Source organism: Bacillaceae bacterium S4-13-56 (assembly GCA_040191315.1).
Taxonomy (GTDB): Bacteria; Bacillota; Bacilli; order Bacillales; family JAWJLM01; genus JAWJLM01.
Genome location: JAWJLM010000015.1, coordinates 60,859 through 75,207, shown reverse-complemented (window position 1 = coordinate 75,207; position 14,349 = coordinate 60,859). Strand labels below are relative to the sequence as shown.

The 14,349-nt window shown below is 37.9% G+C and carries 11 protein-coding genes and 1 riboswitch; of the genes, 8 read left to right on the top strand and 3 right to left on the bottom strand.

The window, feature by feature from the left end; genetic code table 11:
- Nucleotides 1–209: 209 nt before the first annotated feature.
- On the bottom strand, nucleotides 210–2,114 hold the full coding sequence (locus RZN25_06465; GenBank protein ID MEQ6376470.1) for a DEAD/DEAH box helicase family protein: 1,905 nt from the start codon (nucleotides 2,112–2,114) through the stop codon (nucleotides 210–212).
- 83 nt (nucleotides 2,115–2,197) lie between these two features.
- Nucleotides 2,198–2,536, bottom strand: coding sequence for a hypothetical protein (locus tag RZN25_06460; GenBank protein ID MEQ6376469.1), 339 nt, complete (start codon nucleotides 2,534–2,536; stop codon nucleotides 2,198–2,200).
- 267 nt (nucleotides 2,537–2,803) lie between these two features.
- Here RZN25_06460 and RZN25_06455 point away from each other — a divergent pair, with 267 nt between their 5' ends.
- Nucleotides 2,804–3,427, top strand: a complete 624-nt coding sequence (locus RZN25_06455; GenBank protein MEQ6376468.1) for a hypothetical protein — start codon at nucleotides 2,804–2,806, stop codon at nucleotides 3,425–3,427.
- 1,053 nt (nucleotides 3,428–4,480) lie between these two features.
- Here the strand turns inward: RZN25_06455 and RZN25_06450 are convergent.
- Nucleotides 4,481–4,969, bottom strand: coding sequence for a hypothetical protein (locus tag RZN25_06450; protein ID MEQ6376467.1), 489 nt, complete (start codon nucleotides 4,967–4,969; stop codon nucleotides 4,481–4,483).
- A gap of 286 nt (nucleotides 4,970–5,255) precedes the next feature.
- A riboswitch (cyclic di-GMP riboswitch) is annotated at nucleotides 5,256–5,355 on the bottom strand.
- Between the two features lie 194 nt (nucleotides 5,356–5,549).
- Between RZN25_06450 and RZN25_06445 the strand changes: the two genes are divergently transcribed.
- From RZN25_06445 to RZN25_06415, 7 genes are all read left to right on the top strand, one after another.
- A complete protein-coding gene (locus RZN25_06445) occupies nucleotides 5,550–6,503 on the top strand; it encodes an LCP family protein (GenBank protein MEQ6376466.1) in 954 nt (317 codons plus the stop codon).
- A gap of 238 nt (nucleotides 6,504–6,741) precedes the next feature.
- Nucleotides 6,742–8,274, top strand: a complete 1,533-nt coding sequence (gene murJ / locus RZN25_06440; GenBank protein ID MEQ6376465.1) for a murein biosynthesis integral membrane protein MurJ — start codon at nucleotides 6,742–6,744, stop codon at nucleotides 8,272–8,274.
- Nucleotides 8,271–9,161, top strand: coding sequence for a PIG-L family deacetylase (locus RZN25_06435; GenBank protein MEQ6376464.1), 891 nt, complete (start codon nucleotides 8,271–8,273; stop codon nucleotides 9,159–9,161). Before murJ ends, RZN25_06435 begins: the two co-directional genes overlap by 4 nt.
- Nucleotides 9,162–9,256: 95 nt before the next feature.
- Nucleotides 9,257–10,294: a GNAT family N-acetyltransferase gene (locus RZN25_06430; protein MEQ6376463.1), complete on the top strand. Its 1,038-nt coding sequence runs from the start codon at nucleotides 9,257–9,259 to the stop codon at nucleotides 10,292–10,294.
- 322 nt (nucleotides 10,295–10,616) lie between these two features.
- Nucleotides 10,617–11,672, top strand: coding sequence for an MraY family glycosyltransferase (locus RZN25_06425; GenBank protein MEQ6376462.1), 1,056 nt, complete (start codon nucleotides 10,617–10,619; stop codon nucleotides 11,670–11,672).
- 193 nt (nucleotides 11,673–11,865) lie between these two features.
- The gene (locus RZN25_06420) at nucleotides 11,866–13,140 is read left to right on the top strand and encodes a nucleotide sugar dehydrogenase (protein MEQ6376461.1); all 1,275 of its coding nucleotides are present in this window, start codon (nucleotides 11,866–11,868) and stop codon (nucleotides 13,138–13,140) included.
- On the top strand, nucleotides 13,094–13,864 hold the full coding sequence (locus RZN25_06415; protein MEQ6376460.1) for a WecB/TagA/CpsF family glycosyltransferase: 771 nt from the start codon (nucleotides 13,094–13,096) through the stop codon (nucleotides 13,862–13,864). The genes RZN25_06420 and RZN25_06415 overlap by 47 nt, the downstream gene beginning before the upstream one ends.
- Nucleotides 13,865–14,349: the final 485 nt, after the last annotated feature.

Genomic DNA, 14,349 nt, shown 5'->3' with positions numbered 1-14,349 from the left:
GCGCGGATTAAGTAGGGTCTATGCTCAAAATTCAAATTTTTATGCTCGGGTTTTAGAGGTGAATGCTCACGTCCCCACCCCTATGCTCAACACCTAGCTGTAACGCTCAAAATATAAAGGTTATGCTCAACTTTCATGGCACAATGCTCAACATTCCAATATATATGATCGCCATAAAAGGCATACCGAAAGCAAGTTCTCTGATGAAACTAAAACAACTTCATCTGTTCAGCGCTCACTTTATTTGATTCGTTTGTATGATAGCCCATATTTTTATATCCAATTACTCGTTTATCATACATTGATTTAAACATGGGTTCTTTATGGTCCACGTAATCAACAACAGTTACTTTCGTTTTATTGTCATTAATTCGATGAAGTCTCCCCACATATTGCTGTAAAACACCTTTCCAAGAGACTGGCATTACTAAAAAGAGAGTATCTAATTTGGAGTTGTCAAAGCCTTCTCCAATATACTTACCAGTAGCTATAATAAGTCTTTCTTCATGATCAGGGATTTCATTTAACTTTTTTAACTTCTCCTCTTCTTCTTTCTTTTTCATACCACCTGTCAAAATAATGATATTCTTGGCAAATCCTTTAAACATAGAGTAGAGAATGTTTACATGCTCAATTCGTTCTGTTAACACTAAAGGTGACCGGCCATTGTCCAAGACGTCATTAAAAATTACATTATTTCTATTGGTGTCGTTTACTAATTCTGAATAAAGGTTTTGTATATTCTTTTCATCTGGAGATAATTTGCTTTTAAAAGATGTGTGTTTTGGCTCTAATACATGTTCGAATGGCCTAACTTTCGATTGTGATTTTGCATCCACTTTATGACGGATTGGACCACACTGCATGAAAATAATTGGATGTAAACCATCTTTTCTTATTGGAGTAGCGGTAAGTCCATGAATATAAAAACTCTTAAGGACCTTTTCAAAAATAAACGCTGAAATGTGATGGCATTCATCGACAATGATTTGCCCATAATTATTAAGTTCCTTTACTTTCCCACCATGATTCAAACTTTGGATAGTCGCTATATCTATTTTTCCGTTTGGTTTGTTCTTTCCTCCACCAATGATTCCAATTTCTGATGGGTCTAGGTCAAAATAGGCTATTAATCGTTCTTTCCATTGTTGAATGAGCTGCTTCCTATGGACGATAATCAATGTACTTATTTGTCTTCTTTCCATTAGACCAGCTGCTACCACTGTTTTTCCAAACCCCGTTGCGGCTGAAAGAACACCGTTGTTATGTCTGGATAATTCCTCAACTGCTTTTTCTTGCTCTGGTTTTAATTGAATCTTTAGGTTCAGGGGAATATTAGACCCTACCACACGTTCATCTTTCTCTTTTTGGGTTATAGATAAATCTTCTAATAATTGATTAAGCTCTTCCTTGCACCCTCTAGGTAAGATCAAATGTGTTCCCTGTTCCTCAACACAATTAATCATTCGTGGAATGTTGTGGGTGGATAAACGCTTTGATTGAGCTTTGTAGAATTCTGGATTACTAAATGTTCCAACCTTTATGATCTTACTGATTATGGAAGAGGGTAGTCCTTCTTTTGAGATAAGAATCCCATTCTTGTTAATTATATTAATCTCAGATGGCAGGGGTTGTTCAGAGAATGCTGGAGAAGACTCCCGTATATTTTCATCCTTAAAGAAAGATGCAACAATTTTATTGATTTGTTTCTCATTCGATCTCTTAATTGTAGATAAAAATTCCCACTGGTTAGGATAAGGATTAAAATTTTCATCTATAAAGACACTGTTCCCCTTATCTCTTGGAACCCGTTGTAGCGGAAGTGCTATTAGGTTTCCAAATCCCCCTCTAGGTAAAGTGTCTTGATTTGGAAATAAACGATCATAGGATTCCATACCTAATTGATAACGTGTTTCTAATGTTTTTGATAGTAAAACAAAACCTAATTTTCTTGCAAGGGAGGCAGATAGTTCTTTTTCGAAAAAAATCCATACATGCGCACCATCACCCGAACGAGATCTCTCAACTGCAGCATGAATATCTAAACGTTGGCAGGTTTTAATAAAAGATTGAATATCTTGCATCCAATCTTTTTTATCAAAATCAACTGCCAAAAAAGAACAGGTATCCCTTGTGGTTAATGGATAGACACCGATTGTTTGTTTTCCTATGAGATGATCATAAATTACTTTATCTGTTAATGGTAAAAAAATTCTGTTTTTACACTCACTACATTTAATATTTGGTTTTTTTCAAAGGTTTGGATCCCACTCAAATTTGCATGCTGGGCTGTAACCTGATTTTCCACTTTTTGATTCCCAACGAACTGCATATACATCCGTCCTAGTAATAAATAAACTTCGAAACAATTGAATTCTACTTTTAATTTTATCGGACTTGGATGTAGTTTTTTGCTCATGCTTGGGAAGAGAGATATTATGTTCGCCAATATATCTTTTAATCTCTGGTTTTCTTCCAAAAGCCTTTTATTTTCTTTAGTTAAAAATTCAAGTTGTTTCTCAGAAGATTTTTCCACTTCAAAACACCACCTTTAACGAACGGCATGAGGAATATAGGGACGGGTCTTGTGTTCATTATATAATAAATTAGGTTGTTATTTTACTTTTGAAATCTGCAGGATTTTTGATTGTCACATGAAATTAAAGTTACGACCAAAACAGAAAGAGGAAGAACATAAAAATTTACGAACATTTGTTCTTGTGGTAAAATATATATAGAAGACTAGGTCAAATACTCTTCATTTAATGTGTTATATTATAAGAAAGAAAATGGAGGTAGTCGAATGGAAGAGACCCTGAAACAAATTCTTGGTGAATTAAAAGTACTTAGATCAGGACAGCAGGGGTTGCAAAATAACGTAGCAGAATTACGAAATGATGTAGCAAATTTTAAAACTGGACAACAAGAATTAAAAAACGATGTAGTAAATCTTAATACAGGACAACAAGAATTAAAAAACGATGTAGCAAATTTTAAAACAGGGCAACAAGAATTAAAAAACGATGTAGTAAATCTTAATACGGGACAACAAGAATTAAAAAACGATGTAGCAAATCTTAATATGGGACAACAAGAATTAAAAAGTGAGGTAGTAAATCTTAATACGGGGCAACAAGAATTAAAAAGTGAGGTAGTAAATCTTAATACGGGGCAACAAGAATTAAAAAGTGATGTAGTTGAACTTAGAATAGGACAAGACCGCATCGAGACAAAAGTTGATAATCTTACACATGAAATTAGAAGCGGATATAAACATTTGGACGGAAAGCTAGATAGGCATGAGCAGGTGTTTAGTGTTGTTTCTGACGAAATCAAAAGCGTTAAAATTGATGTGAATTATTTGAGCTCCAAAACAGGACAACACGACATGAGAATTAATAGCATTGAAAAGAAATTGCAATTATAGCGTGTTGGTGGGGACGGTTCTCAGCGTGAAAAATGAGGATTACCAAGGGTTTAAAAATGAACGTTTCCATTAACAAGACTTTTTAATTTTATAAAACAAACAGCCCTACGCGTGTCAACAGCATAGGGCTTATTCTTTGCTCAATATTCCATCTTAATGCTCAACTTTTGTTTCTTTCGCGCGAGTTAAATCCTTTATGCGCGGATTAAGTAGGGTCTATGCTCAAAATTCGAATTTTTATGCTCAGGTTTTAGAGGTGAATGCTCACGTCCCCACCCCTATGCTCAACACCTAGCTGTAATGCTCAAAATATAAAGGTTATGCTCAACTTTCATGGCACAATGCTCAACATTCCAGCATTTATGCTCAGCTCTTCAGCACCTTAGCGCAAGAAACGATCCCTATGCTCACCCAAACATCTTTATGCGCAAAACAAACTGTCTATGCGCACCTCTCAAGGCCCGTATGCGCAACCTCTCAACCCAAAACCCCTATGCTCAGCACATTCCATCACTGGACAAACCACATACCAACCTAAATTTTAACCCTCCGGATTGTTCTTATGCCAATTCCAAGCATAAAAAGTCGTCCCTAACAAGGCCGACTCCTGCCCCTTTTGAAGACTGTCGAGGCCTTGCTCCTCTAGGTACAATACAGCATGGCTCCCATTATACCCAGCCAAACCATTCACCAAACATGGGGTTCTTCTCTTTTTAAAACAGATTAATTCATCTTATCATACCAAGAAAGGAGGGCCACCACGCCATTAATCAATCGTTTGATTAAGCATCTAGTCACACCACAAGAGCAGAAAACCCGTGAAACCATCCTTTTTCAATTTTAAAAGAAGGAAACTTGAGAAGAAAGTTGAACTCACTAAAAAAAATTTCCATCTTGCTAGGAAATTCAAAAATTTCGCGTGTAATACATGTTCTACTAGAAATGATTAAGTAAGAGTCTAGAACGTCGAACAAAACTTCCAAATTTCCCCCTGGAATTATCCCCCTAAACACGCCCATCAAAGGGCAGCCACTCCCCTCAAACCACACTACATCACAACCCATTTCCCAACAACTTCGCCAGTCTCTGGTTATAAAGCTCTCGTTTAAAGTTAGCCTTATACTTAGAGTTCGATTCGTACATGCTCTGAATTCTTTTAGGTGTTAAGCCAAGTAAGAGACCAATATCCAAATACAAGTGGATGATTCTTTTATAGGTATCTTCTTTCTTGCGAGACCGAGTGAACATCGAGAGCTCACTCGCAAGCTCTTGAATCAAGGTATCGACATGTTGATCAAATGAGAATGCCTGCATTTCTGATTTCACAAACCACGGTGTGATATTTCCCTTTTTTCCAATATGTAATAAAAAGGGGAGAATTGTAAGGTAATGATCGTGAACAACCTTCGTATCGAAAGAAGCATCGCCGTTAACGTAATCTCCCAGCCGAGTCAACCGTTTCAAAATGATCTCCAATAAATCTGTATATTTTAAAGATCTTTCTGTATATAATTCCGTGTTAAACAAATCAATCATATTCATCCAAACATCTTCCTTCACCATAATCATTAGAAAAAATCATAGTACAAGAGCTCGTCCGAAAGCCCAACCATCATGTCACAATAACAAAAACTCATAAAAAGCCCGACCATCCATACCACAATAACAATAACAAGAACCCAAGATAAGCCCAACCATCCATGTCATAAAAGCAAGAATCCGTCCATGGAAGCCAGCCGCGTCCCAAAATCCATCCCCAAAATCCCGAGCCCATAGCAAAAAACAAAAATGATCCCGCCTAAAACATAGGGGGACCCTTCCAATGATTTTAAGCGGCCTGGCAACCATAACGCACCACAATAAAAGCAGTACACCTTAGGTCCATAGCTTTGCGTCCTTCCTTTTCAGCAAGTTTGCCCTATGCAGTTTTCCTATCACTAGGATTATTCTACTACAACCCCCTTCTTTTTTCACCACCTATTTTAAAAATTACCCCTTCAAACACTTACCAAAAATTCCTATCAAAAAAGTGAAACAGTTATTGCCAAACATTCGTCAAATAAAGAGTGATTTCAAGAATCATATGTCCACAACTCTGTTATAATAATCTAGGGAAAATTACTTGAAAGAAGATGAAGATTTGAGTACACGATCAGAAAAAAGAAAAGAGAAACACAAAAGACGCTGGCCATATTGGGTGGGCGGAATCCTTATTTTGCTTATAACTCTTGGAGTTCATATATATAACACCGCAGAAAACGCCGTTGAAACGATGAATGAGCCCTTAGCTCGGGACAGCAATCCTGAGCAAAAGCAAAAAATAGACAAAGCCCTGAAAGAAAAAGAAACCATTAATGTTCTCCTGCTTGGAGTTGACGAAAGATCCAATGATGGGGGGCGTTCGGACACGATGATTTTCATATCACTCAATCCGAACACCGACTCAATGCTTATGTTTAGCATTCCGCGGGATACGTATGTCACTATTCCTGGTCGTCTTAATAAAGACAAAATCAATCACGCTTACGCATTCGGCGGCACACAGCTTGCTGTAGAAACGGTCGAGGAATTTCTTGATGTACCCATTCATTTCTATGCAAAAGTGAATATGGAAGGTTTTAAGGATGGAGTAGACGCACTTGGCGGTGTGACTGTTAATAACCCATTTAAGTTTTCCTACGATAATTTCACTTTTGAAAAAGGAGAGATCGAGCTGAATGGAACTCAAGCTTTAGCCTATTCACGTATGCGTAAAGAGGACCCACGCGGTGACTTTGGTCGAAATGATCGTCAGCGCCAGGTGGTTGAAGCAGCCATCAAAGAAGCAGCTTCCTTTTCCTCATTCACCAACATCACCGAACTACTCGGCATTGTTGGTGATAATGTCAAAACGAATATGGAAATGAATAATATGCAAGATCTATTTATCAATTACCTTGGAGTCCAGAATAACCAAAAATCCCTCCAAATAGAAGGACATTCAAGCATCATGAACAGCATATGGTACTGGATTGTTCCAGAAGAACAACTTACAAAAATTCGCACAACGGTAAAAGACCATATGGAAGAGAAATAGGCCCTTATTCAAAGCGACTTCATTCACCTCAAATAAAATATTTTTAGGTACTGTTTTAAAAACATTTAGAAATGAACTAAATTGTGATAAAATCGTATTTGATATCTAGAAAAATCGACGGTGCGACAAAAGATTCATGTGTATAAAAATATCCTAATAAATAAAATTATACTAAAGTTGCATTTCATAATATTAAATTAACCGCCCGTCCTTCCATAAAATGAAAGAGGTCGTTAGTTTGAAATCAAAACTAGGTTTAGCAAGTGTCCTCTTCATCGGGGCATCCTTTTTATTAAAAGTATCAGGTTTGATCCGGGATATGGTCATCGCCTATTATTTCGGGGATAGCTATGTGGCGGATGCCTACATTGCAGCATTCATCATCCCGAATATGTTTATTTTGTTTATGACAACAGGCATGAAGAATGCCTTTGTGCCAAGTTATATAGATGCCCTTCAACAAAGCAAGGGATATCAACACCTGACACAGGTGTTTAAGGGAACGATAGTTGTTAGTATAGTTGTTTCCGTGATTGGGATAGTTTTTGCACCACAATACATCCCGTTTTTCTATCCTGAAATGAATGCTGAAGCTACAGAAATCGCTATCCTAGTAACCATGATTCTGTTTTCTGCTGTTCTATTTGCGGGAATGAACTCTGTATTAGAAGCGTTATTTGACGCTGAAAATAAATTTTCCTTATCGATGGTAAGCCAAATCATCGTCATAATGACCTCCATCGTGAGTGCCTTCTTATTCGCTCGCGAAATCGGGGCTTACTCCTTAGCCATCGGTTATCTCGTAGGTACAATCATTTCCCTTCTTTTTAAATTAGTGCTTGTAGTACCAAGAAAAATGCTTAAGCTAAGAGTAAAAATGGATTGGTTTGAAGTTAAGCAATTTTACTGGGTCTTTATCCCAGTTGGTATTACGGTGGCCGTTGGGCAAGTGAACCTCATGATCGGGTCCATCTTCGCGAATCGATTTGGCGAAGGTGCCGTAACTTATATTAACTATGCAAAAAATCTCGTCCATATGCCGCAGGGGATATTTGGGGTGACAATCGCAACAATTATTTTCCCGATCCTTTCAAAAGCTATCTCTACAGACGACAACAAGTTGTTCAAACGAGGAATTGAACAAGGACTTACTATCATGTTTTTTATCCTGCTTCCATCTGTTGTTGGAATGTATCTCCTCATGCCGAACATCATTGAGCTGTTGTACCAACGGGGGGCATTTACGGAAGAAGCAACGATCGCAACAACTATGGTAGCCTATTACTACTTCGGATCCGTAATCTTTTTTAGTTTAAACAACGTGATTAACAAGGGCTTTTATTCCTTGAAAAAAGGCCACTTGATCCTAATGATAAGCAGTGCATCTATTCTGCTAACTTTTGTTCTAAACTGGATCCTTACAAAATATTTTGATTATCTAGGAATTCCACTTGCAGCTTCGTTAAATGCTTTATTCTATGTGGGCGCTACTTTCTTAATCTTCTTAAAACTTGTTGGGGGCTTAAACCTGAAATATCTGGCCAAGGAATTCACAAAAATCACTCTGTCTGTGATAATCATGAGTGCAGCGGTTCTTCCGTTAAAACCATTCATACAGGACTTGGGAAATCTTATACAGATTATTATCGTAGGAATCGTGGGTGCGGCCATCTTTATCGGGGCATCCTATCTAGTAAAGGTCGAATCCTTTACCATCCTACTAAGTAAATTTCGAGGAAAAAAAGCGGTGAAAAAGGAGTCATCTTTATGAGCATAAAGGAAACCTTTATAAAATTAATGAGACCAATCAATATACCGCTCACAAAATTCGTCCTCACGAAGCATTATCGGGATTTGAAGACTCTTTCCGATAACAAGGGAGCGAAACGTGTTCTTGTATTGGCACCGCATATGGATGACGAGACGATCGGTCCTGGTGGGACGATTAGGCGTCACGTCAATGAAGGAGCGGAGGTCTATTGCGTTTTCATTACGGATGGCTCTAACAGTGTAAGTGACCTGAGCAAGGAAGAGCTTGTGAAAGCACGCATCCATGAAGTCAATCAAGTAAAAAACATCCTTGGGTTGAAGGACATCCATTATATGGGCCTTCCAGATGGGAATGTGGAGAGTACACCTGAAGCACAGGTACGCTTGAAAGCTCTTATTGAAGAAATAAACCCAGATATGATTTATAGCACCCTGTTTGTAGATGCCCATCCGGACCATACAAACACGGCAAAATTACTTTCGGATACGCTAAAGCAACTTAGTCCAAACAATTACATCATTAGACTCTATGAAATTAATTGTGCAATTCCTCCGCAATACATGAATTGTGTGATCGATATTAGCAGCACCATCGAACAAAAAGAACAGGCCATCGAACAGTTCGAATCACAAGCCATCGCCTTTGATGGATTTATTTTCTTAAATAAAGTGAAATCCAATATGGTTCAAGAAAATGTCACAGCAGTAGAAGGCTTTCTTGAGTTGTCAGTAGATGAATTGATTTATCATCATGAAAAATTGGAAAAGCACAATGGCCGCTATCCAAAGTTATTTAAACAGGTCAACAGAACAGACACATTGCTTTGGGCAATCTATCAAAACTTAGCTCTTAAAAAGCAAATGTTTGAAACGTCCTTAAAAAAATAATCTCAGAAATCCATGAAAAAAACTTGGTGTGGAGCCAAGTGTATTATAAAGAGCCTCGACCAACCGAATGGCTCATACATAGAGGTGGAAGAAGCGTGACGATTCGGAAATATCAATCAGGCGACGAACAACAAATCCAAGAGCTTTTCAAAAAAGTGTTTAAAAAGGACAGGTCTGCGGAGCTGTGGACATGGAAATTTTTAAACAACCCCCAAAAAATGAACCCTTGGATCTTATTATATGAGGAGAAGGGGAACATTCTTGGTCATCTTGGATTGTGGATTTCGGAAGGCTATGTGAATGGCGAGGTTAAGCCTATTGCATTAAGAGTCGACACAATGGTAGACCCAGAAGCACGCGGCAAAGGGATTTACAAGAAGTTAAATGAAGCGATGGTAGAACTTGCAAAAGAAGAAGGAATCTCGTACTTATATGGATTCCCAGCGCCGAAAGCGAAGGAATTACTGCTTCGTTATACGAACGGCGTTCACGTTGCAGACGTCTCTCGTTATATGAAAATATTGCGCCCAGGTAATATTGCAACTGCTCGATTTCCATTTTTAAAACCATTAAAGGGCCTTGGAAATCTTTATAGCAAAGGACAACGAAAAACGAAAAACCTACCAAATGATGTAAAAGTGATCAATACAAAGAAATGTGACGAACGGTTTGATCAATTGGCCAAAAAAGCTAATTCGATAAAACCTTTTTTACTGAAGCGAACTTCTGCCTATTTAAATTGGCGCTTTTTAAACCACCCTACGGAAAAATACACCATTCTGGCTCTTGAAGAAAGATCAGAGCTACTTGGCTATGTCGTGGTAAAAAAGTCGACTACAAAAATGATGGGTGGAGACGTAAAGACTGGCTTCATCATTGATTGGTTAGCAGCTGACGGCGGAATAAGCTGGGAGAATTTACTAAAGGCGGCACTTCAAGAACTGAGGGATATGGATCTCATTCAAACATGGGCTTTCCCGCCAGCGGTAGCTACAGAATTATTAACTGCCTATGGCTTCTTGGAAAAAGATAAACCAATGCCGTTTATTGTTCATGACCTTGAAGCGGCAAATGGAGAGTGGAAGGAAGCGAGCAATTGGTGGGTAACACCAGGCGATGTCGATTCATTCTAGTGAATTGTCGAACGATTTTCGGAATACACGGGCAAAACTATGCTCGATTCTAACTAGAATTCCAACTGAGAGGCTCTAAAAATCACTATAAAATAAAGGGATGATTTGTCGATTACCCTTCAAAATATACCATTGAATTTGCCTATAATGTGCTTTATAATGGGGGAACGTGTTTAAATAGCAAAAAAAAGGTAAAACTAGTTTTTGAATCTTTGAAACTTTTAAGACGTGATCATCGTCTATTCATTGTAAACTAATTAAGAAACTGACAAATAACTAATAAACAATCTATTTAGGTAGAGTTGTGGGGGATTATGAAATGATGATCTATATATGGGCTGTTTTAGTTTGCCTAGTGGCGGCTTTGATCATAACACCATTTGTGAAGAAATTAGCGATAAAAATTGGTGCTGTTGATCAACCGAATGCAAGAAAAGTACACACACAAATAATGCCCCGTTTAGGTGGCTTAGCAATCTATTTAAGCTTTTTACTAGGATATCTTGTTTTCAATCCTGACGGGTTTGCCTATTGGCCATTACTGGCTGGTGCAACCATCATCATCATTACAGGTGTTCTTGATGATATGTTTCAGCTATCGGCTAAAATGAAATTAGTGGGTCAAATTGCAGCAGCATCAGTGACTATAATGGGTGGTATACAAATTGAATTCATCACTATGCCTCTTGTGGGCCGAATTGATTTTGGATACTTAGCCATTCCTATTACTTTGCTGTGGATTGTTGGAATTACCAATGCTATTAATCTAATTGATGGACTTGATGGGCTCGCTGCAGGTGTATCCGCTATAGCTTTATTTACAATCTCCGCTATGGCAATTTCCATGGGAAATACATTTGTAGCCATGGTTGGTTTAATCGTGTTAGGAAGTACCTTAGGGTTTCTTCGATATAATTTCTATCCTGCCAAACTCTTTATGGGGGATACGGGTGCCTTATTCCTAGGCTATATAATTAGTGTTCTAGCAATAATGGGACTCTTTAAGAATGTAACGTTCTTCTCTCTGCTCGTTCCTATTATCATTCTTGGAGTACCAATTCTAGATACACTATTTGCAATCATCCGGAGAATTATTCAGAAAAAACCACTTTCTGCACCTGATAAATTTCACTTGCATCATTGCCTAATTAACCTTGGATATTCTCACAGACAAGCGGTTATTGTGATATACGCTCTTAGTGCTTTATTCAGCATCGCAGCTATCGTATTTACAAGAGCAACGATGTGGGGTGCAACGTTGATGCTTATTACCTTATTGATCATGATTGAGCTCATCGTGGAAGTCACAGGATTGATTAGTAAGGAATATCGCCCAATTTTGAATTGGATCGATACTCAAAGAGCAAAAATAAAGTAAAGAATGAGGGATCGCAGGACCAAGGCCCAGAACCTTGGTCCTGCGTTCTATACGTTTTGTACGATATTAAATATGTAAGAATAAGAAAAATATCCAAAAAAAGTGAATCCTTTTAAGTAAGAAATTCGTCTAAATGGTATATGCTAAAATCATGTACCTGGTCTGTCGATAGAAAGAAAGGAAGTTAAAGTGCATGGAGAAAATTTGTATTATTGGTCTTGGCTATATTGGACTGCCAACATCGATTATGTTTGCGAAAAGCGGACATCAGGTTCATGGTGTAGATGTAAATGAGTCTGTTGTAAAGAAACTTGCAAATAAAGAATTGCATATAGAAGAGCCGGGGTTACAGGAGGCACTTAATGAAGTAATCGATTCAGGACATCTTACAGTTTCAACGAAGCCTGTAGAGTCCGATGTCTATATTATTGCTGTCCCATCTCCGATTACAGAGGAGAAAACAGCAAATCTCGATTATGTTCGCGCGGGAACTCAAGCCGTTGTTCCTTATGTGAAAAAAGGGGACCTAGTGATTCTAGAATCAACCGTTCCTCCTCGTACAGTTGAGGACGTGATGATGCCTGTTTTAGCTGAATCTGGTCTAGATGTAGAGAATGACTTATATATCTCTCACTCTCCTGAACGAGTGATTCCAGGAAAGATCTTTCAAGAATTGGAACAAAACGATCGTATCGTGGGCGGAATTAACCAAGAGTCTAGCGAACGCACGAAGAAGTTATATCAAACGTTTGTTAAAGGGGAATTCCATCTTACAGATGCCACTACAGCAGAACTTGTAAAAGTTATTGAAAATACGTACCGCGACATTAATATTGCCTATGCCAATGAGCTGGCCAAAATTAGTGACCAAATCGGTGTCAACGTGTGGGAAGCCATCAAGCTTGCAAACTTCCACCCACGTGTCAATATTCATCAGCCTGGCCCTGGAGTGGGAGGCCACTGTATTGCAGTTGACCCATGGTTTATCGTTGAGCTTCAACCAGAGTTGGCAAAAATGATTCACTTGGCACGTACAACCAATGATGATATGCCTGCTTATACGGTCCAACGTATTCAAGAGATTTTAAAGGAAAATCAAGTTGTCCAACCAAAAGTTGCGTTGCTAGGTTTATCCTTTAAAGGAAATGTAGATGATATGAGAGAGAGTCCTTCCTTAACAATTATGGAGCATCTCAACAAGACTAATATCGATTATCGTGTCTACGATCCTTATATAAAGGATATTCGAGTGCCACATCAGGAGTTTTCTTTAGAAGATACGGTAAGAGGGGCAGATATGGTCGTTATTTTAACGGATCATAATATCTTTAAGACATATGTCCCAGAGGAAGTGGCTGTGCTAATGAATACAGCCATCGTATACGACACGAAAAACTGCATCGACGAAGACGCATGGCGTAATGCCGGTTTTGTTTATAACCGTCTTGGCGATGCAAAAAACAGGTGAGTCTATGGGTAAACAGGAAGAAATACTTGGAGTGAAAGTCTCCAATGAAACCTATGATAGCTTAAAGAAACAATTATTTCATAACATAGAAGAAAAAAAACAATCCTTTATTGTGGCTGTGAATCCAGAAAAGATTATTAAAGCTCAAGAGGATGAACAGCTAAAGGAACTGATTAATACAGCAGATTATCAAATTCCTGATGGTGTTGGTGTGTTAATTGCCTCCAAGCTTCAAGGAGGATCCATTTCCAATCGAATTACTGGAATTGATTTGATGACCGTATTACTAGAAGAAGCTGCACATAAGGGCGCCAAGGTTTTCCTTTATGGTGGAAAACCAGGAGTAGCTGATCAAGCAAGTCATGAGATTTCCCGTCGATACCCTGACATTCAAATTGTTGGGGTGCTAGACGGATACATACAAGAGCAAGACATCCTCCTAGAAGAAATCAATCAAGCAAATGCAGATATCCTCTTTGTGGCATTGGGAAGCCCGAAACAAGAGGAATGGATTCGTGCGAACAAAAGTAAATTAAATGTGTCTATCTTCCAGGGAGTCGGAGGATCATTTGACGTATTTGCTGGAAATATTAAACGAGCTCCAGCTTTATTTCGTAGATTTGGATTAGAGTGGCTCTATCGCTTACTTGCTGAACCATGGAGATGGAAGAGGCAGCTCGCTTTACCGATGTTTTTATTAAAAGTTTTAAGAGCAAGGAAATAGGGGACAAACCCGTTTATTTTCTTAGTTTTGATGAAGGCGTTTTCTAATGATTATTGCCGGAGAAAAAGGTACGGGATCCTTGTGATCATTAAAAATGGAGAAAAGTATTTATAATTTTTTGGTAAAAGGGGTTCATATCATAGAGTATTTGTAATATACTTATTGAGGGATTATATCTACATTTTACTAATTTTTTTGGTAAATTTTACTTAAGTGAAATTGTCGAAATAATCTTGTATTCTACTAGTTTAATTAGTAAAATAAGGACATCCTAGAAATATATTGGTGCATCTAGTAAACAATACAACAACTTGTTAACTTTGGTAATCTACTAAAAACTTCTTAGATTTTGTTGACAAATATTGCACTAATTAACTATACTATGATATGAAGCCAATAGATTACTAGGGAATTACTATCTTCCTATATTTACAATATTTAGTGAGTAAAGGAAATAGTTTAATAAAATTATCTAGTATTATAAC

What these genes read in the sequence shown, in the direction of transcription:
- RZN25_06425 (MEQ6376462.1), top strand. Translation starts at nt 10,617, where the DNA reads ATGATCTATATATGGGCTGTTTTAGTTTGCCTAGTGGCGGCTTTGATC.
- RZN25_06415 (MEQ6376460.1), top strand. Translation starts at nt 13,094, where the DNA reads ATGCCGGTTTTGTTTATAACCGTCTTGGCGATGCAAAAAACAGGTGAG.
- RZN25_06435 (MEQ6376464.1), top strand. Translation starts at nt 8,271, where the DNA reads ATGAGCATAAAGGAAACCTTTATAAAATTAATGAGACCAATCAATATA.
- RZN25_06450 (MEQ6376467.1), bottom strand. Translation starts at nt 4,969, where the DNA reads ATGAATATGATTGATTTGTTTAACACGGAATTATATACAGAAAGATCT.
- RZN25_06420 (MEQ6376461.1), top strand. Translation starts at nt 11,866, where the DNA reads ATGGAGAAAATTTGTATTATTGGTCTTGGCTATATTGGACTGCCAACA.
- RZN25_06455 (MEQ6376468.1), top strand. Translation starts at nt 2,804, where the DNA reads ATGGAAGAGACCCTGAAACAAATTCTTGGTGAATTAAAAGTACTTAGA.